The 19914-nt window shown below is 65.2% G+C and carries 19 protein-coding genes and 1 tRNA gene; 10 read left to right on the forward strand and 10 right to left on the reverse strand.

Features of this window, described 5'->3' with window-relative positions:
* Window positions 1-28 precede the first annotated feature (28 nt).
* On the forward strand, window positions 29-781 hold the full coding sequence (locus AB0J47_RS26025) for a lysophospholipid acyltransferase family protein (RefSeq protein ID WP_364351063.1): 753 nt from the start codon (window positions 29-31) through the stop codon (window positions 779-781).
* A gap of 8 nt (window positions 782-789) precedes the next feature.
* The gene (locus AB0J47_RS26030) at window positions 790-1545 is read left to right on the forward strand and encodes a lysophospholipid acyltransferase family protein (RefSeq protein WP_364351066.1); all 756 of its coding nucleotides are present in this window, start codon (window positions 790-792) and stop codon (window positions 1543-1545) included.
* A gap of 5 nt (window positions 1546-1550) precedes the next feature.
* On the opposite strand, the gene AB0J47_RS26035 is transcribed toward AB0J47_RS26030, so the two are convergent.
* Window positions 1551-2327: a helix-turn-helix domain-containing protein gene (locus AB0J47_RS26035; RefSeq protein ID WP_364351154.1), complete on the reverse strand. Its 777-nt coding sequence runs from the start codon at window positions 2325-2327 to the stop codon at window positions 1551-1553.
* Window positions 2328-2429: 102 nt separating this feature from the next.
* Here AB0J47_RS26035 and AB0J47_RS26040 point away from each other — a divergent pair, with 102 nt between their 5' ends.
* The 4 genes from AB0J47_RS26040 (at window position 2430) to AB0J47_RS26055 (ending at window position 5693) form a co-directional block, all read left to right on the forward strand.
* A complete protein-coding gene (locus AB0J47_RS26040) occupies window positions 2430-3305 on the forward strand; it encodes an NAD(P)H-binding protein (RefSeq protein WP_364351069.1) in 876 nt (291 codons plus the stop codon).
* Between the two features lie 99 nt (window positions 3306-3404).
* Window positions 3405-3480 (forward strand) — tRNA-Gly (locus AB0J47_RS26045).
* 234 nt (window positions 3481-3714) lie between these two features.
* Window positions 3715-4416, forward strand: coding sequence for a hypothetical protein (locus AB0J47_RS26050; protein WP_364351071.1), 702 nt, complete (start codon window positions 3715-3717; stop codon window positions 4414-4416).
* A 659-nt stretch (window positions 4417-5075) separates the two neighbouring features.
* Window positions 5076-5693, forward strand: a complete 618-nt coding sequence (locus tag AB0J47_RS26055; RefSeq protein ID WP_364351073.1) for a hypothetical protein — start codon at window positions 5076-5078, stop codon at window positions 5691-5693.
* Between the two features lie 302 nt (window positions 5694-5995).
* Here the strand turns inward: AB0J47_RS26055 and AB0J47_RS26060 are convergent, their stop codons facing one another.
* The 4 genes from AB0J47_RS26060 to AB0J47_RS26075 form a co-directional block, all read right to left on the reverse strand.
* Window positions 5996-7225, reverse strand: a complete 1230-nt coding sequence (locus AB0J47_RS26060; RefSeq protein ID WP_364351075.1) for a serine hydrolase domain-containing protein — start codon at window positions 7223-7225, stop codon at window positions 5996-5998.
* A 203-nt stretch (window positions 7226-7428) separates the two neighbouring features.
* The gene (locus tag AB0J47_RS26065; RefSeq protein ID WP_364351077.1) at window positions 7429-7842 is read right to left on the reverse strand and encodes a hypothetical protein; all 414 of its coding nucleotides are present in this window, start codon (window positions 7840-7842) and stop codon (window positions 7429-7431) included.
* Between the two features lie 446 nt (window positions 7843-8288).
* Window positions 8289-9191 carry a hypothetical protein gene (locus AB0J47_RS26070; RefSeq protein ID WP_364351080.1) on the reverse strand — a complete coding sequence of 301 codons (903 nt, stop codon included), beginning with the start codon at window positions 9189-9191 and terminating at the stop codon, window positions 8289-8291.
* A 316-nt stretch (window positions 9192-9507) separates the two neighbouring features.
* Window positions 9508-10077, reverse strand: coding sequence for a helix-turn-helix domain-containing protein (locus AB0J47_RS26075; RefSeq protein ID WP_327097738.1), 570 nt, complete (start codon window positions 10075-10077; stop codon window positions 9508-9510).
* A 112-nt stretch (window positions 10078-10189) separates the two neighbouring features.
* On the opposite strand from AB0J47_RS26075, the gene AB0J47_RS26080 reads away from it, so the two are divergent.
* Window positions 10190-11083 (forward strand): NmrA/HSCARG family protein, encoded by an 894-nt coding sequence (locus tag AB0J47_RS26080; RefSeq protein WP_364351084.1) that lies wholly within the window; start codon window positions 10190-10192, stop codon window positions 11081-11083.
* A gap of 228 nt (window positions 11084-11311) precedes the next feature.
* Here the strand turns inward: AB0J47_RS26080 and AB0J47_RS26085 are convergent, their stop codons facing one another.
* The 3 genes from AB0J47_RS26085 to AB0J47_RS26095 are packed head-to-tail and all read right to left on the reverse strand — an operon-like array spanning window position 11312 to window position 14239.
* Window positions 11312-12589 carry a cytochrome P450 gene (locus AB0J47_RS26085; RefSeq protein ID WP_364351087.1) on the reverse strand — a complete coding sequence of 426 codons (1278 nt, stop codon included), beginning with the start codon at window positions 12587-12589 and terminating at the stop codon, window positions 11312-11314.
* 37 nt (window positions 12590-12626) lie between these two features.
* Window positions 12627-14027, reverse strand: coding sequence for an FAD-dependent oxidoreductase (locus AB0J47_RS26090; RefSeq protein ID WP_364351090.1), 1401 nt, complete (start codon window positions 14025-14027; stop codon window positions 12627-12629).
* Window positions 14024-14239 carry a ferredoxin gene (locus tag AB0J47_RS26095; protein ID WP_327094688.1) on the reverse strand — a complete coding sequence of 72 codons (216 nt, stop codon included), beginning with the start codon at window positions 14237-14239 and terminating at the stop codon, window positions 14024-14026. The genes AB0J47_RS26090 and AB0J47_RS26095 overlap by 4 nt, the downstream gene beginning before the upstream one ends.
* A gap of 892 nt (window positions 14240-15131) precedes the next feature.
* On the opposite strand from AB0J47_RS26095, the gene AB0J47_RS26100 reads away from it, so the two are divergent.
* Complete coding sequence (locus AB0J47_RS26100; protein WP_364351094.1) at window positions 15132-15683, forward strand: dihydrofolate reductase family protein; 552 nt, start codon at window positions 15132-15134, stop codon at window positions 15681-15683.
* Between the two features lie 543 nt (window positions 15684-16226).
* Here the strand turns inward: AB0J47_RS26100 and AB0J47_RS26105 are convergent.
* Window positions 16227-16703, reverse strand: a complete 477-nt coding sequence (locus AB0J47_RS26105) for a hypothetical protein (protein WP_364351097.1) — start codon at window positions 16701-16703, stop codon at window positions 16227-16229.
* Between the two features lie 419 nt (window positions 16704-17122).
* Between AB0J47_RS26105 and AB0J47_RS26110 the strand changes: the two genes are divergently transcribed.
* Window positions 17123-17812, forward strand: a complete 690-nt coding sequence (locus AB0J47_RS26110; protein ID WP_364351100.1) for a hypothetical protein — start codon at window positions 17123-17125, stop codon at window positions 17810-17812.
* 353 nt (window positions 17813-18165) lie between these two features.
* Here AB0J47_RS26110 and AB0J47_RS26115 read toward each other — a convergent pair whose 3' ends face one another.
* A complete protein-coding gene (locus AB0J47_RS26115) occupies window positions 18166-18576 on the reverse strand; it encodes a hypothetical protein (protein ID WP_364351103.1) in 411 nt (136 codons plus the stop codon).
* Between the two features lie 540 nt (window positions 18577-19116).
* On the opposite strand from AB0J47_RS26115, the gene AB0J47_RS26120 reads away from it, so the two are divergent.
* A complete protein-coding gene (locus AB0J47_RS26120; RefSeq protein WP_364351106.1) occupies window positions 19117-19449 on the forward strand; it encodes a hypothetical protein in 333 nt (110 codons plus the stop codon).
* The last annotated feature ends 465 nt before the right edge of the window (window positions 19450-19914 follow it).

Consider the following 19914-nt stretch of genomic DNA (forward strand, 5'->3'; position numbering starts at 1 on the left):
GACAGTCAGCGACTACGCTAGCGGAATTGTGGAACCCGTCTACCGGACGATAATCGGGCTTGCCCGGACCGTCTTCTTCGTCGAAGGTTTGAAGTTCAGCGTCAAGGGCGCTGAACATATTCCGGCGCGCGGTGGTGCCGTCCTTGCGGTGAACCACACCGGCTACATGGACTTCACCTACGCGGGTCTGCCGGTGCGCACCCCCAAGCGGTACATCCGTTTCATGGCCAAAAGAGAGGTGTTCGACAACAACATCTCCGGCCCGATCATGCGGGCGCTCAAGCATATTCCGGTCGATCGGTCCGCAGGGGCCGACTCGTACCAGGCGGCACTCGAATATCTCCGCAAGGGCGAGTTGGTCGGCGTCTATCCCGAGGCGACGATCAGCCGCAGCTTCGAGATCAAGGCCTTCAAGTCCGGTGCCGCGCGCATGGCGATCGAGGCGGAGGTGCCGATCATCCCGATCGTCATCTGGGGTGCTCAGCGCGTGTGGACCAAGGGCTTCCCGAAGCGTCTGGGCCGCACCAACACTCCGATCTCGATTGCCGTCGGCGCACCGATCCAGCCCTATGAGCCGGCCGCCGAACTCACCGCCCAACTCCGCAGCACCATGCAGGCCATGCTGCTGGATCTGCAGCAGGACTACGTGCACGAACCCGGCGCGTACTGGGTACCGGCACGCTTGGGCGGCAGTGCGCCTACCCTCGAAGAAGCCGATGCCATGGATGCCGCCGAAGCCAAGGAGAAGGCGGCGCGCCGGGCGGCCGAGGATTCGTTGTAGGGGAAGCTATGTCGCGGGAACCGGTCTATGACATTCTCACCGGCTTGGTTCGCACGATATTCGCGGTGCAAGGGCTGCGCATCGACATCAGCGGACAGGACCGGATCCCGCGCACCGGCGGCGCCGTACTCGCCGTGAATCACACCGCCTACCTCGACTTCATGGAGGTCGGGCTGGTCGGGCGCAAATCGCGACGCAATGTCCGATACATGATGAAGGCCGAACTCGAGCACGGCATCGTCGGCTTTCTCATGAAGCACTGCAAGGCAATCGGTGTCGACCGCGCGGCCGGAGCGGCGTCATACCGACGCGCCGTCGAGGCGTTGCGGGACGGCGAACTGGTCGTGGTCTATCCGGAAGCGACGATCAGCCGCAGCTTCGAGCTCGAGGAATTCAAATCCGGCGCGGCCCGCATGGCGATCGACGCGGATGTGCCGATCATCCCCATCGTCATCTGGGGCGCGCACCGCATCTGGACCAAGGGTTTCCCGAAACAACTCGGCCGCCATCGTTTTCCGATCAATATTCGCATCGGCGATCCGATCCCGCCCGCCGAACCGACCGATGACCTGACCGCCGAAACCCGCACGCGGATGGGCGAATTGCTCGAACAGGCGCAAACCGGCTACCCGATGCCCGAAGGCGCGCCTTGGGTCCCGGCCCGCCTCGGCGGCGGCGCGCCTACGCTTGCCGAGGCCGCGGTTCTGGAGCGGGAAGAGATGGCCCGCCGTCGCGCTCGTGCGGCACAGCGGCAAACTCGCTGAACTCGTCAGGACGACTGGCACCGGGTTGGCGCGGGCACCCGCCCCTGGAAGAACTTGGCCGGTGGAACGCCCATCAGAGCTTTGAAGTCCGCCGACATGTGCGATTGGTCGTAGTAGCCGTGGACGGCCGCAATGTGGGCCAGCTCGACTCCAGGGGTGTTGCTCGCATCGACGAGGATCTGGCGCACACGCCCGATCCGGGCGAAATGCTTTGGGGAGATACCGATTCCAGTGGTGAACAGGTTGCGAAGCTGGCGTTCGCTGACGGCCAGATCGGTGGCGAGTTCGTGAACCGTTGGCGTTGCGGATATGGCGGCAACCGCATCGCGGAGTAGTTCGCGGTGGGTGCGCTGCGTCGCGTCTTCGGAGATGCGTTGCGGGAGGACCTCTTCCAGAAAAGGCAGGACCTCATCCGTTGGCAGCGTGGCGAGTTCGTTCGCCAGCTCGGCGGCAACGCCGGGAAGGTCGGCGAGGCGGACAACGCGATCGGCGATATCGGTGGCCGGGACGCCGAGCAGTTGCCGGGTCGCGCCGGGAGCCAGGCGCAGGCGGACGCAGCCGGCGGGCTTATCGGCTGTGGAGTAGGAGGCGCGGGTCTGCGGGCCGAGGACGAGTGCGTCAGGGCGGTCTGCGGTGCGGAGCACGATCGTCGTCCCGGCGTGCGGTACATGCGTGAGCGGTAGGGACGCATCGGTGTCGGTGGGGAAGCGTCCCAGCTCGGTGATCCACGCACGCAGCGATTCGGGTGCGGGCACCGTTGGTTCGATCAGGTCTACCTGCATGCTCACCCGACCCACTGTAAGCAGCTCACGGCCGAATACAGCGCCCGAAGCCGTGCCGAAATTTCCTATCGAACCGGGTGGGATGGGCGGCACGCTCTACTCATGATCGTCGTCACCGGTGCCACGGGCACCATCGGTAGTGAACTCATCCGTCAGCTCGCCGCGCGCGGTGTGCGGGTCCGGGCGGTGACGCGGAATCCGGAGCAAGCGCGGGTGCCCGCCGGGGTCGAGGTGGTGCGTGGCGATTACCACGACCTCGACTCGATGGCCGTCGCGATGACCGGCGCGGACGCGGCCTTCATCGTCGGTGTCCTCGGCCCCGACGACGCCGAGACCGATCGCGTGCTGGTCCGCACGGCGCGCGACGCGGGCGTCCGCCGGATCGTCAAACTTTCCGCCATCGGCACCGGCAATCCGGAACTCGGCCGCGTCGGCACCTGGCATATTCCCGGCGAAGAGGCGGCCAGGGAAAGCGGGCTCGAATGGACGATCCTGCGTCCGACCAGCTTTGCCTCCAACACATTGAGCTGGGCCGATGCCGTCCGGGCCGGCCAACCCGTGCCGAATCTGACCGGCACCGGCAGCCAGGGTGTCATCGATCCACGTGACGTCGCTGCGGTTGCCGCCGAGGCTCTGGTTATGCCGGGCCACTCCGGCCGTATCTACACTCTCACCGGCCCGGCGCTGCTCACCTGCGCGGATCAGGTCGCCACACTGGCAACGCTCCTCGGCCACCCCCTGGACGTGGTCGACGTGCCGGAACACGTTGCGCGCGACCACATGATCTCGGCAGGGATGTCTCCGGAGTTCGCCGACGGGGCACTAGCAGGCCAGGCCTACGTCCGAGCCGGAGGCAACGCCACGGTCACCGACGATGTCCGCCAAGTCCTGGCCCGCGCCCCCCGCAGCTACGCCGAATGGGCGGCCGACCACGCCTCCTCCTTCACCCCGAGCGTTGCCGACCAAAACGCCACCTGACCGGCCCCGGCGAATATCCGATTTTCCTTTGGACGTGATGACGGACTACAGTTTTGGGCGCACGACGTCGCGGCCCTCCCGGACCACAACGAAGCGCACGCGGATGTAGCGCAGCTGGTAGCGCATCACCTTGCCAAGGTGAGGGTCGCGGGTTCGAATCCCGTCATCCGCTCCACGAAAACACCAGGTCAGTAGCGTGAGCTACCCTGGTGCAGACATGTATGTCACCACACATGTCACCACTTGCGGTCACGGCAGCTTCTCAGGGCACCTACCGGCTCTGGAGGCTTCATGCTCACACCCCGCCCGCGACCCCGTAGTAACGGGTCGATCGCCTGGCAGGTTCCGTTCCACTTCTACGACCGATCTTGTCGACCGCATCGAGCTGACGCGCGCGGAACTGGCAGCCATGCTGGTAGACGCCGGTGAATTGATCGCCGAGGTCACCGATCCCGAGGTCATCGACCGCGAGATCGCCGAGGTGCGACGGGACGCGACCGTCCGCATCGCCGCCGCCGAACAGGCTCGCGCCGATGCGGAGAAATCGGCCACGGTCATGGCATGTCGGCTGGAACGCGCGGTCGAACTCGAGGAGCTGGCCCTGGTCGCCGCCGACGAAGCCGCTGAGGAAGCACAGCAGGCCAAAGACCTTGCAGCACAAGCTTCTACCGACGCACAAGAGCGCATTGGCGAGGTAGAAGTGGATCGCGACCGGGTGTACGAGGAGGCCGAAGCGGTCTTGAGGGAAATGCGCGGACACCTCGACGCCGCCCGCGCAGCACAGGCCCACGCCGAAGGCGAACGAGATGCCGCGGTCACCAACGCTGAGGCGTCAGCTGAGGAGAACGCGACTCTGCGACAGCGGCTCGACGATCAGGCCACCGAACACCACCATCAACTCGAACAACGCGATATGGAGTACTCCCGCGCGATTACCGCCGCCCACGCCATGGCCGACCGCGCCGCCCGCGAACACCGCGACCAAGTCACCGAGATCCTGCGGACATACCGCGGGCAGATCAGTCCGATGCACACCGAACACCAGCTCGAACAAAACCCGGCTGCCGCCGATCTGGTCGGCCTACAACATCGGCCGTCTGCCGAGGACTGAAGATGGACCGGGCACGGCGTTTCGCCTTCCACGCTGGGAACTACAGCGCCACGGCATGGTGGCATGCGCGCGGTTTCGTCCGGGGCATATCCATCCTTGCAAAGTTCTGACCGCCGATAAGGGAATGGAATCGGCGGTCTACCGCAATCTATTTGGGTAGGGGATCTTCAAATCCGCCCCAAATCGGCGAGTTCTGCGGGAACCCTGGCATCGTTCGAGCAGGTTTGCCAATCGAGCCCGAGGCCACCAGCAGGTAGCGGACGATAACTACTGTTGACCTGCTCTACTTCCAACCCGAAATGGAGATCGAACCATGCCCGGCGAACCGACTGAGGATATAGAAGACGATATCGATGGCAGCCCAATTGACCCGCCTGACGGCGACGAGGAAGACTAACTGCTAGCCAGCCCCATCCGCTCCGAACGGGCCCGTACCGATAGGTCCGCCGGGGCGCCCAGATGACGCGAACGACGGCTAAGGGGCGATGGCATAACGGGTGTCATCGCCCCGGGCTCCCGACCCCCTGGCCCTCTATCGGACGTTCGAGGTCAGCTCTCGACTTCGAACTGTGTGTGGCGTACGACACACCACTGGATTCGACGCCTAAGGTCTGACTCGGTCCGCCCATCTGGGGCAGCTGAGTGGAGGGATTCGAAGGATGAAGTTCGAGAAGATCACTGCGGCTGTTTTCATGGCCATCTCGGCCGTGGGTGTCACTGCGGCAACCGCGCATGCAGAGCTGGCCGGCACGGAGCAGCCGACTGCGGTGAGTGTGGGGGACACGACTTCCGGTGTGGATCACGGAATCAACTACCAGATCACGGTTTCGCCAGTCGACAGGGTGATTATCGCCACCGTCGAGAATGGCAAGTTCGCGATCGCGCAGAACGGTGCGGTGGTGCTCGAGTCCGGCGACGGAGCGGCGGTGACCGAAATACCGCAGTGGTTCGCCGTCGACGGGCGTTCGATCGCGATTGCGCAGCACGTCGGTGCGGACGGTCGCACTCTGGCGGTGACACCGACCCCGACGGCAGAAGATATTGCGCAACTGAAGGACATCAGCTCCTACGACCGGCTCGAGGAGCAGATCAACAAGAACCTGCCTGGCGTCGTCGGCGGTGCCATCGTGGGCGGCCTCCTCGGGGCGTGTCTGCCCCTGATATGGGGGATCAGCATCCCCGCGGGTGTGCTGATCGGTGGAACCGTCGGCGGATACGTCGTGGGCGGCCCGGAGTTCGGCGACGCTGTACAGGCGTTCGCCACCGGCCAGCCGTGATCACGGGCAAGGAGGTAGCGGCCAACTGGTCGGGGTTGAGGAGCATCTGCGAGAAATCGGGGTTGCGGATGCCCGAGATCCGGCGCTAATGTTCCGGCGAACTCCGAACTACCATGTTCCACAACGTCTTTCAATGCTGGCACCGGAGCTGGGGTATACACCACTACCCCCGTGTACAGGTGCCAGGTGCTCAGCTCGTCAGCTGATGAATCTGTTGTCTGGATTGCTCAGGTCGGGTCGCCTGAGGTGATCTCGCCCTCGGGTGACCCGGCCTGAGGCAGACGGGGTCGAGACCGGCCTCGTCAGGAATCGAGTGCCTGGTAGAGCGTGGTCCAGAAGTCGTGGATGAGCCACGCCGGATCCGGGGTCGACAACCCGACCTGGGTCAACAGAATTCCGGTGAGCTGGTTGCTCGGGTCGGCGTAGGCGGATGTGCCGGTGCCGCCGTCCCAACCGAACTGGCCGATGGGAGCGTAGTCGCCGCGGTAAGTGCGCACCGCCATTCCGAAGCCCCAGCCACCGTGCTGTCCTTGACCGAACGACACATGGACGTTGTTCTTGGCCAGCGCATTTCGGGCGGCATTCTGTTCGGGCGTGAGGCGGTTGGTGGTCATCAGCTCGACGGCGGGCCGGGACAGGATCCGTTCGGTCCCGTGCATCCCGTGGTTGAGCAGCATCTGAAAGTAGGCGTGATAGTCGTCGACGGTGGAGACCAGCCCGCCGCCGCCGTGCTGGAATACCGGAGGCTCGCTGAACCTTCCGCCCGCGGCCTCGTCCCACACGATGAACTCGCCGGTCTGCGGGTCGGGGGCGTAGCTGGGCGGGAGCCGGTCGATCTTGCCGGCGGGCACGTGGAAGCCGGTGTCGGTCATCCCCAGCGGCTCGAAGACGCGTTCGCGCAGAAACGTTTCGAACGACTGACCCGAGACCCGGGCGACGAGCACGGCGAGGACATCGTGGCTGAGTTCGTACTGCCACCGCTCGCCGGGCTGGTACGACAGCGGCAGCTCGCCCAAGCGGCTCATCCACTTGTCCGGCTCGGGCGCCGATGCGGCTTCCCCGCTGTAGTTGGCCCGGTCGAGAACCGCGTCCATGATCGGGGATCCCATGAGCGTGAGATCCACTCCGAGCCCGAATGTGGAGGTCAGCAGGTCCCGTACGGTGATCGGTCGCTGCGCGGGCACGGTGTCCTCCAGCGGCCCATCGGCCCGGCGCAGCACCTGACGGTCGGCCAGTTCGGGCAGCCACGGATCTACCGGGTCGTCCAGCCGCAGACGACATTCGTCGAGCAGGATCACCGCCGCCGCCATCGTGACCGGCTTGGACGTGGACGCCATCCGGAAGATCGTGTCCCGGCGCATCGGAGCGTCACCGTCGGCGCGCATCGTCCCGATCGCTTCGACATGCGTCTGGCCGCCCCGGCTGACCAGGGCGACGACCCCGGGAATCTTTCCGGACTCGACATGCCGGTCCAGCACGTCGCGTACTCTGCGCAGCCCTGCCTCGGAGAAGCCGCTGTTGTTGTGTTCCATCATCAATCTCCTGCTTATAGTGTTCGATCTGCGGGACCCGTCCCGGTGTGGCGCCCATGGCTTCGACGGCGCTCCCCGAAGGCCGCGCGTTATCGGCGCGGTCATTCGGCCTACGGGTCTGCCTGGCACCGGATGAAAAGCCGACATCCCACACGGCGACGTTCAGCGACGCCGCCGACTTTCAGACGCCCCGGCCCATCCCGTCACACGGCGTACAGGGCTCCGGTGATCTTGCTGATCATCGCGACCACGGTGGGGCTGGGCTGGCTCTGGTGGGTCCGGCTCGCCGCGTCGATAGCGACGAGGACGGTGCTACGGAAGTTCTCGGCCTCGGCCGGATCCTGCTGCCCGAGAAGGCTCATGGCTGCGGTGAGTGCCGGCAATACCTGGTCGGCGAGTTCGGCGACGTTCTTGCCCTTCAGCTTGATGTCCTTGGACTTCGCGGCGAGCACGTGCCCGACCAGGCCGGTCGCGGCGTACAGGGCGTTGCTGCCGTTGGTGGCGGCCTTGTGGGGCGTGCCGGTGGCATCAGCGGCGGCGATCAGCGAGACGGCGCCGTACGCGGCGGTCCGCAGGGTGGCCTTGTCCTGGTCGGTGATGGTGATGGTGATGGACATGGTGGTTGCTCCCTTGAATCTGTTCTGTCCGGGTCGGCGTATGTCGTGCTCGCCGAACTGATTACGGAAGCAACAATCGCCCGCTGTCCTGACACCGGACTGATCCCGTGCTGACACGACCGCTGACACAGAGCTGACAGATCCCACATGTAGGGCCAGGGGGTAGTGGTGCAGATGCCCGAGATCGTCAGCCGGATCTCGGCCAGTGTTCAGGTGAACTCGAACTACCGTGTTCACAACGTCTTTCGACGCTATCGCCGGATCTGGGGCGGATACACCGCTACACCCTAGTCGTGTTCGGAAATCGACCAGCACGACGTCCTCGCCCTCGCCGGCATCGACGGGCGGCCGTCGGGGGTCGGGGAGCAGATCCGCCCAATCCGGCGCTAAGCACAGGTCCGCGACCGCCTGGACGTTGTGTATCAGCCCGGCTGCACGCCGTCGCGTCAGAAGCCGCCACCGCAGGAGGAGAAGCCGCCACCGCAGGAGGAGGAGTGGCCGCCGTAGCTGGAGTGGCCGCCGATGTATGGGCCGGAACGGGTCGGCGGGCGGGACGGGATGCGCCGGGAATCGTTCCAGTGGCCGGGAGCTACTACGGCCCACCAGGTTGCGAAGGCCGCACCGCTGACGTGCTCGATCTCGGCGCGATCGGCGGCGGCCCAGTGCACGGTGTAGCCGGTGAGGTGGTGGGTGGGGCGCTGGAGCTCGTCGATCAGTGCGCCGGTGGTCAGGGTCGAGTCGTCGGCGCGGAAGACGTGGACGGTTCGGTCGGATTCGGTGACGCGGTAGCTCCATCGGGTCTGGGCCGCCAGCTCGGTGAAGCGGTCATCGCGTTTTTCCCGCTCGCGCTGGGCTTTCCAGAGTCGTGCCTGTTCTTCCTGTGCGCGTGCGTCGGCCTCGTCCACGCGGGGCTCGATCTGCTCGCGGACGGGGCGATAGCGCTCGGCGATGTCGTGCAGCCGCTGTTCGAGTCTGTCGAATGCCTGCCGTGACGCGGTCCGGCTGCGGCGGCGGGCCGCCGACCAGCCGGAACCACGCCGCAGTCCGGGTGAGAAGCCGACCTCGATCCGCATGCCGAGATCGTGGACGAGCTGCTGTTCGGCGGTCCACAGTGCATCCAGCGCCTCGGTCTGGGCCCGGGCCCACGCGGCGGATTCCCCGTCGGTGGCCTCGACTCGGATACTCCGCGTCGCCGTCCTCCGGTCGAGACAGGTCCACCCGCGCTCGTCCCGGCCTTCGGGCGTGTCGACGGCATAGATCTCGACGAATGCCCGGCCCGGGTCGAAACCCGCCATCTGCCGGTCGTTCAGGGCATAGCGGAAATTGAACGAATAGCGGTACAGCGTCACCGATACCATCGTATTCCTCCCCACAGGTACCTCCACGATAGCGCCGGTGCGGTCAGGACGGGCCGGGCTTCGCAGTGGAATTGCCATAGGCTGGCGGGCGCGCCCAGCTTCCGGTCGTCCCAGCTGCATTCGCGACCGCGACTCGACTCACACCAGCAGGTCGAATCATCGAAGAGGCGGGCCCACGCCACACCTGGAAGTGAAGCGCTAAAACACGATCCTGGCCGAGAGTCCTGCACCGGGTGGAAGCCGATTGTTGCCGGGAGGGTGGATCGGCCCGTTCGAGCTGTGCACAAGGTCTGTCGCGTGCACAGTGTCACGCTTGGATGCGAAGGCCGTCGAAGAGGAAGTCCAGCAGCGTATGGGCTTGCTGCGTTCGGTCCGGATCTCCTTCAGTGGCAAGGGCTATCGCGTTGACGAGCTTCAGTAACTGGGGTGCGGTCAGCCCGGAACGGATCTCGCCCGCATCCTGAGCGCGCTGCAAAAGGCCGGTTGCCGTGGCGAATATTTCTTTCCGGCACCAAGATTCGGTCGATGTGCCTATGACTGCGAGCAGCGAGGCCGCGAGGCCGCGGGTGGCGCTGCCCTGTGCGACAACGGTGTCGAGCCACAACCTGAGCGCCTCGGCGGGGGCGTGTGCTGTGGCCAAGTCGCCGGCTCGGTGGACCAGTGCCTCTATGTGGTCGTGGTGGACCGCTTCCAGTAGTGCCTGTCTGGTCGGGAAATGGCGGTAGAGCGTGGCATTGCCGACCCCGGCGGCGCGTGCGATGTCGTCCAGCGGCACCTGCGGGCCGTGTTCGGCGAAGGCATTGGTGGCGGCGGTGATGAGCCGCTCGTAATTGCGCAGCGCGTCGGCGCGAGCCGGTCTGCTCGGGGCTGGTGTCATTACACTCCGATTGCAAAACGGGGATAGTCCCCGTATTGTAGCCGACGGTTAAACGGGGACAATCCCCACTTATTGCCGATACAGGCGAACAGCGCTATTCGAGGAGGATGCGATGTCGGACATCGTTTTGGTTACCGGAGCGACGGGCACCCAAGGTGGCGCAACGGCTCGCGCACTGCTGGCGGCGGGTTGGCGGGTGCGTGCGCTGGTGCGTGACCCGGACACGGCGGGTGCTCGGATGTTGGCAGGGGCGGGTGCGGAACTGGCGCGTGGCGATATGGGCGACCGAACCACGCTGGATACGGCGGCGGCGGGTGTTCACGGGGTGTTCAGCGTGCAACCGACCGTGGGATACCCTGGCACACCTCCCGGCTTCACCGTCGACGATGAACTGAGGCTCGGCCGCAATGTCGCGGATGCGGCCGCGGCAGCGGGTGTTGCTCACTTCGTTTACGCCTCGGTCGGCGCTGCGGACGCCGATCACGGCATTCGCCGCTGGCAGAGCAAGGCGGAGTTGGAGAGCTACTCGACTCGGCTCGGCCTGCCGACCACCGCATTACGCCCGGTGCGCTTCATGGAGAACCAGCTCGACCCCCGCTTCGGCTTGCGCGAGGGAGTACTCACCGATGTCATTCATCCGGACGTTCCCGTGCAGCTGATCGCGGGTACCGACATCGGTGTCTTCGCTGTACGGGCTTTCACTCACCCGGACGAATACATCGGAGCCGCTGTGGAACTGGCGGGCGACGAGCTGACCATGACCGAGATCGCCGAGGCCATGAGCCGGTCCCTCGGACAATCGATCGAATACCGAGCGATCCCACGAGAAGCGTTGTTGGACAAGGACCCCGACGCCCTCGCCGGCTACCGGTTCGCCAACCAGGGTGGAGGCTGGAATGCCGATATCGTGGCGCTGCGGCGATGCCATCCGGAACTGCTGGATTTCACCACCTGGCTAGAGCGTGAAGGTGCATGGCGGTACTCCGCTCACACCGCCCGACCCTGATGAACATTGCCGAAGACATGCGCGGGCAACTCGATCGGCGGAACAGCCGTAGTGCCGGGTCCGCACATGCCGCCCGAGATATGCACGCTCATAGGCATTTCCCGGACGTTCAGTTTGCCGTCGCCATGATCGGTCGGCATAACGAATCTGGACCATGTTCTCCCAGCGGATCGCCTGATGTCGGTGGTCGGGTGAGCAAGGGGTGGGCGACGACTTGATGATGTGTCGTCAGTCGGTGATGTGGTCGACGTCGATCATGAGGTGTAGGGGTCCGCGGAAGATATGGCTTCGGCGATATGGCGGTGGGTCGTCAACCAGGCGGGGGCTCTGCACGCGGCGCAGGAAGGTTTCCAGTGTGAGGTTGACTTCGAGCCGCGCTAGCGGGCCGCCGATGCAGGTGTGGATTCCGCTGCCCCAGCCGAGGTGCTCGTTGTCGGGGCGTTCGGGGTCGTACTGGTCGGGGTTGGCGAAGCGGGTGGGGTCGCGGTTGGCGGCGCTGTACATCAGGTGCACCGCCGCGCCCTTCGGGATGACGGTGTCGGCGATCTCGATGTCGTCGGTGGCGCTGCGGCTGGGGAAGAACTGCACGGCCGACTGCAGTCGCTGGACTTCTTCGATGGCGCGTGGAATTAGTTCCGGGCGCTGCCGCAGCAGTTCGAACGAGCCGGGGTTGCGTAGCAGGGTCATCACACAGTTGGCGATGGTGTTGACCGTGGAGTCGTGGCCGGCGACGAGCAACAACTGCGCGTTGGATACCGCCTCTTGCGGTGACATCGGACCGTCCGGCCCGTCGGTGTCGTTGACCAGGTCCGACAGCAGTCCATCTCCGGGCTGGTGACGGTATTGCTCGATCAGCTCGGCGAGGTAGTGCCGCAGTGCCGCACCGGCGGCTCGGCCTTGGGCTGCGCGGGCACGTCCTTCGTCGGTGGTGGCGTCCGGGCCTAGATCCAGGCCGGTCAATAGGTCACGGATCCAGATGTGAAAGGTTGGTTCGTCGGCGCGGGGGACCCCGAGGATTTTGCAGATCATTGTCATCGGTACGGGATAGGCGTAGTCGTCGACCACGTCGAACCTGGTTGATTCTCGGGCTTTGATGTCGTCGAGCAGCTTGTTGCACAGTCCGACGATGCTGGGCTCCATGCTCGGGATCAGGTCGGGCGAGTGTGGCGGCCCGAAGTGGCGCATCACCTGCCGGCGGGCTCGGTCGTGATTCGGCGGATCGGACACGATGATGCTCGGTTTGCGGCCGCCGTGCGCCTGCAAGTCTTCGACGCCCGCGGGTGCTTCGGCGTCGCCGGCTAGGTGGGCTGCCAGCGGGCTGCGGCGGATGTCGGAACTGATCCGGGGGTCGTGCGCGAGCGCGAGCAGTTCGCGGTAGCCGGTGACGACATAGAGGTTGTCGGCCACCTGCACGACGGGAGTTTTGCGAAGCTCGGCGAAGAACGGGTATGGATCGGCGCGGTTGTCGTAGGTCATCGCCTCCGCCCAGGCAGTCTCTGCGGTCATAATCCCTCCTTGATTCGGCGGGCAGTGGCGTGCGGTGTCAGCTCCGCCGACGAAACTCGGCACCCCGGGTGGTCGGGTCGTGGCCGGTGAGCACGACGGTGGGAATCTCGGTGGGCACGCGCGGATCCGGGAAGCGCGCCGGGATCGGGGTCATGTCCCCGGGGCGGTCGTAGCCCGGTGGTGGCGGCGGGAACGGCGCCGACCGCTCGATGAGAGCGCCGTAATAGTCGAGCCACTTGCCGTGGTCGAACGTTACGGCGCCGACGATGCGCCCCCGACGGCCGTATGCGGCGGCGAAGCGGCGCTGGTCAGGCGAACCTTGGGTGAACACGATCTCGTCGCCGAAGGAGCACACCCCCACACCCTTGATGTTGACGCCGAACTGGGCGGACCAGAACATCGGCAGTGGAAGGTGCGGGCACCGCTCGGTCTCCAGGTTGATCATGTTGTTGGCAGCTACCTGAGCTCCGGACACCGCGTTGTCCCAGTGCTCCATGGAGATGAACTGGTATTCGTAGAGCACGTGCGGGGCGCGGGCGATGTCGCCGGCGACGAAGATGTTGTCGGTCACTACGCCGTTGATGTCGAACGCGCGGCAGCCGGCGTCGCACCCCACCCCCCAGAAGCCGCTGGCCAGCCCGGCGCCCTCGAGCCACTCGACGTTGCGGATCGAGCCCAGTGACGCGACCACGACGTCGACATCGAGGGTGGCTCCGTCGGAAAGCCGAGCCCGCCGCACGTGGCCGCCGTCATCTGCCTCCAGCGCCTCGACCGCGACCCCGGTGCGCAGGTCGACGCCCGCATCGCGGTGCATCCTGGCGGCGATATCACCGATCACCCCGCCCAGTGCGCCGACCAGCGGCCCGTCGGCGCGTTCGGTGACGGTCACCGGCAGGCCCAGCTTGCGACACACCGAGGCCATCTCCGATCCGATGAATCCTGACCCGATGATGAGGACCCGTCGAGGGGCGGCGTGCAGCGCGGCCTGCAGGCGTGCCGCGTCATCGCAGGTACGCACTGTGAAAACGCCGTCGAGCGCGGCTTCTCGAGGATTGATCCACTGCCGCGCCCGCACCCCGGTGGCGATCAGCAGCCGGTCGTAGTCGACCTTGTCCCCGTTGGCCAGCAGCACCTGGCGGTTGACCCGGTCCAGGCCGGTGGCGGCGACCCCCAGCCGCCAGTCGGCGTCGACGGCCCGCCGCCGCGGGAGCCTGGTGTGATCGGGGTGTACCCATCCCTCGAGCACCTGCTTCGACAGCGGCGGACGATCGTAGGGCTCGTGCGGCTCGTCGCCGATCACCGTGAGCTTGCCGCGGAAACCGTGCTCTCGCAACGCTTCCGCGGCGCGCAACCCGGCCAGCGAGGCGCCCACGATCACGATGCGGCCTTCCGCGCGAAACGCTGCCACCAGCTCGGCGACCAGTGATGCCGCGCTCACATCGGGTCATCCTCAGCGGGAGTGTAGGTCTCCACGATGATCGCCTGAACCGGACAGGCCGCCGCCGCCCTCAGTACCCGCTGGCGTTGGGATTCGTCAGGGTTGGGATCGTAGGCGAGCGCCTCGTCACCGAGCAGCTTCAGCACATCCGGCGCCAGCGGGACACACTGCGCGTATCCCAGACACTTGTTCAGATCCACTACGATGCGCATACTCAGCTCCCTTGTGAGCCACTTCCTCGCATCCACCTCGGTCGCCGACCGGCGGGGCCACCGACCCCGGATCAGCCACCGCTATCGTACGCCGGGCGCCGGAGAAGTATGAGTCTCACCTGTCACCCGCACAGGAGTCGCGTCAGCGGCGTTTCCGCACGGAGGCACCACTAGCTTCGCTGCAATCCCGCATCGTCTGGAAACCCGTCCGCTCCTGTTCGGGCCGGCATTTGGGTGTTCGGGTTGGCTTTCGTGGGTGGGTTCGGTGGACATAGGTTTCGGCGTGCTGGTGGTGACCAGCGGGAACCCGATCGTTCCCGTTGCCTGCGTCCCCGGATCACTCGGTCTGACCGGCGGAGGTCCCCCGATCCGCAAAGTAGATTTCCGAACACTCGCGCCGCCGAACTGTTCGGCAACCTTTCGGGAGCAGGTCAGCTAGTCGCGGTCCGCAATTGGAACGGACAATATTTGTTCTGTTTAGGGATTGGTTGCGGTGTGCGGGGCTAGGTTGCGGAGTTGGGATATACGTTGTGGGTTCTGGGGGCATGGGCCCGCTGTGGCGGTCAGACTGCGTGCCCGTGCGGAGTCTGAGTCTGGTGCGCGGGGCGAGCCGTGGGCTGCGGCATCCTGTGAGGTGGCAGCGGAATGGGGTGACGCGGTGCTGGGCGCCGCCATGTGTCACGCGCGCCTTGGTGGCTTCCGGCGGGTCCTGCACTGTTGCGAGCTGGCACAGGACGGGCTTCGCCGGGGCCGACGACCTCGCCGGAATCTGCCGTACCCGGCTGTCGGACATGGGGTCGCCGACTGGTGAGATCTCCGAAAAACCAATGGATATGGCTTAACCCATGGTGAGGTCCGATGAGTTTCGAGCGTGTAGGAGGTCTGCCCGGTTATGAGGAAACTGATCTACGGGTTCGGTGTGTCTCTGGACGGCTACGTCAACGATCGCGACGGCAGCATCGACTGGACTGCCCCGGACGAGGAGCTGCACCAGTTCCACAACGACCGCTACCGCGGCATCGAGGTCTCGCTGCACGGTCGTCGCCTGTATGAGCTGATGGCCGAGTACTGGCCGCACGTGCCCGAGGACGCGCCGCGAATCGAGCGTGAGTTCGGCGGGCTCTGGACGCAGAAGCCCAAGGTCGTCTTCTCCCGGACGCTCACCGAGGTCCATTGGAACAGCACCCTGGTCAGTGAGAACGCGGTCGAGGAGGTCCGCAGGCTCAAGGCCGGAGGCGATGGCGTCATGGAGGTCGGTGGTGCGAGTCTCGCGGCCTCGCTGATGCCACACGGGCTCATCGACGAGTACCAGCTGTTCGTCTCGCCCGTGGTGCTCGGCGGCGGCACACCGCTGTTCCCTTCACTGGACAAGCGCATCCAGCTCCGATTGGCCGAGACGAGGCACTTCAACACTGTGGTGATGCTGCGCTACCTCGCCGACTGAGGCCGGTTCATCCGCAGCGGCCTCCGTTCAAGCGCGACTGTCACCGCAGCGGTGCGATCGGCGACGTCGAGGGTTGGTGAACGCGTGCAGCAGGTGCGTGGGTCGCCTCGGACCTTTGTTGTTCGGCGAGATCGTTTGGCGGGCGTCGGCGACCGTGCCTTCGGTGGCGGCGACTGCCGCGAGGCTCCAGCCCTCGCAACGTTCGAGGTCGGCCGCGTCGATCTCGAGGGTTCCGGTGTGGGGAATCGTCGTTTATGGGTTCTTCCGATCTGCTGCTCGAAGACGGTTTCGATGACAGCGGCCTGTTCGGCAGTACCGGCGGAAGTAGCGGGCGCTGGTTTCGATGGAGGCGCAGGCCGGGTGCTGTAGGTGTGGCGCAGGGTGTGCGGTCGCAGGCCGGCATCGACGCCGACGGCGAGCACGACCTGGGTGATGCCAGGGATGGTCAACTGGCAGAAACGCACTGCGGCCGTGCTCCCGCTGCTCGTGTTCGTCGCCGCGCTGGTGGGCTACCTGATCCTCAACCCTGGCCGAGCACGCCGATCATGTGTCGAACAGCTGGATGTGGACGAAGCGGCTCGATGCGTCCCGCTCGTCCACGATGACGATCCGGTTGACCGACTTTCCATCAGGGCGTCGGTAGAGGTCCTGGGCCTTCAGGATCGACGGTGAAGTCTCCAGGGAAGGCCCCGCGATGGCGGTCTGAGCCACGCCGAAGACTTTGGTCAGCGGCGCGGAGAATTTCGACGTGGTCAGCACCAGGGTAAGGCCCTGGGGATCGGTCGATAGCGCGAGCTGGTAGAGCGTGTCGATACCGCGCTCGGATCGGGCGCTGAGCAGAGAGACATTCTCCGGGATGACGATTCCGCCGAATTCGGAAGCCTCCCTGGCGATGTCGGTGTCGTTCGCGGCCTGGGGAGTCGGCTCCGGCCGTCGGTCGCCGTTATGCGTTTCGCTGCTGCAGCCAGTCATGCCGACCGTCACGGCCATGAGGCCGGCGACGACACAGGCCAGCGTCACCTGCCGGATTCCAGGCGTTGGGTACCTCATCGGATGGGATCACTCCTCTCGCCGTCGCGGCCGCCGGGCGGTCCTGGCAGGTTCACCGGTTCGGTCGACGGTACCGGCCCTTGTATCGCCGGACCCCGTTGGATCCTTCGTAGATCGGGTGCGGAGGTCGTGGCCGGTGGTATTTCCGACCGGGGCCGATGATCGGGGAGCTTTATGGAGATTACAAGTGCCGGTTAAGACCGTCGGCGAACAATCGGATGCGGTAGTAGCGAAGCGACAGTGAAGGTTTGGCGTCGGACGTGGACGTCCGACTCTCATCGTTTGGTCGACCGCTCGGCGCCCGAAGTGCTGCTGGGCGAGCCAGGCTACCGGGACAGGGAGGAACATGATGATCTGGCGCGTGACGCGGCGATCAGAAGGCGGTGGGGATGCCCGCTCTATCGGGTGAATCCGCCGAATCCGACGGCTCGTCCGATCCCGACCCGGTGATGCCGCAATCGCTAGTGCGGCGTACCGATTCGGGCAACCGGCTGCTAAGGGTGATCACGGCGGGGTTCGTGATCACCGGAGTTGTCGTATTCGTCTTCACGGGGGTAACGGCCTGGGTGAGGACTGCCGATCAGCCCGCGCTGTACACCGTCGATGGTCTCGGAAACCCTTGCGCCATGATCGATCTGTCCCTTTTCGAGCGGGTCGCGGGCCCGGCGAAACAGACGCCCGTGTCCGGAAAGATCGATATCGCACCCCCGGTGGCGCTCTACTGTGACAATGTCGAGTTGGACCACGCCATGGTGAATCTGAAGGTGGAGGTATCCGACCGGCGCACCGAGACGACCGATCTGCGCCCGGAGTACGACAGGGCACGCACTCTGGTGTTGGGGCGCTCCGGGACCGATATCGTCACACGAACGGTACCCGGTATCGGTGAGGACGCGTATCTGTCGGCTTCGGTTGAAGACTCGGGCATCGCGATGCACGGATGCGATGCAGGGCTGATCCAGCGCAACGTTTCCGTTGAGATCCGATTCGACTTGTTCAGATCGCCGGAGATCAGTGCCTACGATCTGGCCGACCTGTGCGAGCAGCAGCTTCGAACCGCCGCAGGGCGGTTGCGATGACTACCGATGGTTCACGCGACGTGCCGGTTCCCACACGAAGCGCACAGCCCTGGTACAAGGTCGGCGCAGCCGCCTCGGTTTTCGTCGTGTCTGTGGTGACCGCCGTATTTGTCATTACCGGCTACCATCCCGGCGGTCCCTTTCGACCCAACCCTGTCGTACCGGTACAGCCGACGGCAGCTGTGAAATATCGGCCGGGCAAGATTTTACACGCCTGTGCGGCGTTGGACCTGTCCGCGATCGACCAGCAGGGCATGCGGCAGACGGAGCCCCCGACGGGTGCAGAGCTCATCGCTGGTGATGTGGCGGACAGCCGACTGGAATGTCGAGCCGATTTCGCCGGGGTCGATGCCTCAGCTACGTTGCAGATGTGGGTCGATTACACGCTCGACCCCGCCGGTGGGAACGCCGAGTTCGACAAAATCAAACGCGCCGCGGTCGGTGCCGCAGTGAGGACCGAAAACCTCGACGATATGGGTTCGGAAGTGCAAGCCCTTGCCGTGCTGCGGGATCGAGATTCGAATTCGGAGTCTCACAAATTCAGCATCGAGATCGACGTCGCTGACGGAAACCTGTTCGCGACTACGACCTTCACTGTGCGCGATCGCGCCGGTCACCTCACCAGCGACGAGGTAAAGCAACAATGCGAGCACCAGATGAACACTCTGCTGGCCCACCTGCGTTAGCTCGCCGCGCACGCATTGGCGGGTGCGGTAGCGGCGGGCAAGACACTGACCCGGTTCGTCATGCTGGACGACGAACAACGTTGGACAGCGTTGCGCCACATGAATTCCACTGGCACTGCGGATGGGTTGCCTGGCTGTCGAGTACGCGCGCTGTGCAAGTCCGTCGCCAGTCCACCGCCGAAGGATGGAATGAGCTCGAGCGAATGCTGGCCGCGGATTAGCAGCAGGCGCCCCGAACCCTCTCCGCTGAACGCCGGGCATATTCGCCGACTGGACAGCGTGATGGTTACCAGGCACCGGCCGACGGTGTGATGGGCAGCGTGGCGGTCGCTGACCTGAACGCGTACTCCCTGCGGATGTGGGCGCCGTCGGTTGGTTCGGTATCCCAAGAGAACTGGACGTCCGGTACTCACTCATCAATCGTTAAGGTTCCTGCAAGGCCCACTGGCGATGATGGTGCCCAAACCGGCGATCTATCAATGGATTTCATATGCGTTCTGACTCTGATGCTGACCAGCAGATACTCGACTCAGCCTCCTTCGTTGCTGTGACTGATGGATTCGGTGGTGGCCCGGGTTCCGGCCACCCTGGCCGAAGTTGCTGTGTCATCGGGTGAGGGTGACCACGATTCCTTCACCGACGCACGTGCAGTCGGTCGCCGAGATCGTCGACGAGGACTGGCGTCTGAACTCAATTACCGAGATCGGAGAAACCCCAATGCGTAACACCCGATTCCGCGCCACCGTGATCACCGTAGCCATCGCGGTAGCCGCTGGATTCGGCCTCACTGCGTGTGGCAAGACGGAACGCTGGTGCGAACGAGACCAAGGCGATGTTTTGGTCGAAAACTGGCACTGCGAGCAGAACCTGGCGGGCTATGAGTGGGAGCCAGACCACGACAAGCCGAAGACAAAGAAGAAGCCGATCAAGTCGAAGAAACAGAACAGATGATTCGCCGCGATGGAGGCGGAGCTCGCATGGCAGCAGACCGGGATGTCCCTGGCTTACCTCACCGACCAGCTCGACACCTGGTGTCGTGATTCCCGGGCAACCAGCAACTTGCGCGAACTGGCCGTGCGTTTGCGAAAGATTGCCGAGGACGGTGGAGACCAGCCACAGAAGAGGGCTGAAGGATTCCGGGCCGCGCATGCCGAGGCCGATCCCGGGGCGCCTGGGCACGAACGCGACGACAGGCGGCGGATGCTAGCCAGTCAATCTGGTTATCTCGACGGTGCGCCGGGCAGCCATCGTCGTGCGCGGTCGTATACAGAATTCTTGCGCCTGTGTGTTCGATCGATGGAGTTGCACCAGTGGGGCAACTCCTCTCGTGCGGCAAGCCATGTTTGGGGTATCCCAACGATCGGGGCCGGGCGGTTGCCGGTGTAGGCGGCGACGATTCCGCCGACGATGGCGCTG

The sequence above is a fragment of the Nocardia sp. NPDC049737 genome, assembly GCF_040674755.1.
In the GTDB taxonomy this organism is placed as follows: Bacteria; Actinomycetota; Actinomycetes; order Mycobacteriales; family Mycobacteriaceae; genus Nocardia.

What these genes read in the sequence shown, in the direction of transcription:
- AB0J47_RS26030 (WP_364351066.1), top strand. Translation starts at nt 790, where the DNA reads ATGTCGCGGGAACCGGTCTATGACATTCTCACCGGCTTGGTTCGCACG.
- AB0J47_RS26035 (WP_364351154.1), bottom strand. Translation starts at nt 2,327, where the DNA reads ATGCAGGTAGACCTGATCGAACCAACGGTGCCCGCACCCGAATCGCTG.
- AB0J47_RS26040 (WP_364351069.1), top strand. Translation starts at nt 2,430, where the DNA reads ATGATCGTCGTCACCGGTGCCACGGGCACCATCGGTAGTGAACTCATC.
- AB0J47_RS26050 (WP_364351071.1), top strand. Translation starts at nt 3,715, where the DNA reads ATGCTGGTAGACGCCGGTGAATTGATCGCCGAGGTCACCGATCCCGAG.
- AB0J47_RS26055 (WP_364351073.1), top strand. Translation starts at nt 5,076, where the DNA reads ATGAAGTTCGAGAAGATCACTGCGGCTGTTTTCATGGCCATCTCGGCC.
- AB0J47_RS26060 (WP_364351075.1), bottom strand. Translation starts at nt 7,225, where the DNA reads ATGGAACACAACAACAGCGGCTTCTCCGAGGCAGGGCTGCGCAGAGTA.
- AB0J47_RS26065 (WP_364351077.1), bottom strand. Translation starts at nt 7,842, where the DNA reads ATGTCCATCACCATCACCATCACCGACCAGGACAAGGCCACCCTGCGG.
- AB0J47_RS26075 (WP_327097738.1), bottom strand. Translation starts at nt 10,077, where the DNA reads ATGACACCAGCCCCGAGCAGACCGGCTCGCGCCGACGCGCTGCGCAAT.
- AB0J47_RS26080 (WP_364351084.1), top strand. Translation starts at nt 10,190, where the DNA reads ATGTCGGACATCGTTTTGGTTACCGGAGCGACGGGCACCCAAGGTGGC.
- AB0J47_RS26085 (WP_364351087.1), bottom strand. Translation starts at nt 12,589, where the DNA reads ATGACCGCAGAGACTGCCTGGGCGGAGGCGATGACCTACGACAACCGC.
- AB0J47_RS26095 (WP_327094688.1), bottom strand. Translation starts at nt 14,239, where the DNA reads ATGCGCATCGTAGTGGATCTGAACAAGTGTCTGGGATACGCGCAGTGT.
- AB0J47_RS26100 (WP_364351094.1), top strand. Translation starts at nt 15,132, where the DNA reads ATGAGGAAACTGATCTACGGGTTCGGTGTGTCTCTGGACGGCTACGTC.
- AB0J47_RS26110 (WP_364351100.1), top strand. Translation starts at nt 17,123, where the DNA reads ATGCCCGCTCTATCGGGTGAATCCGCCGAATCCGACGGCTCGTCCGAT.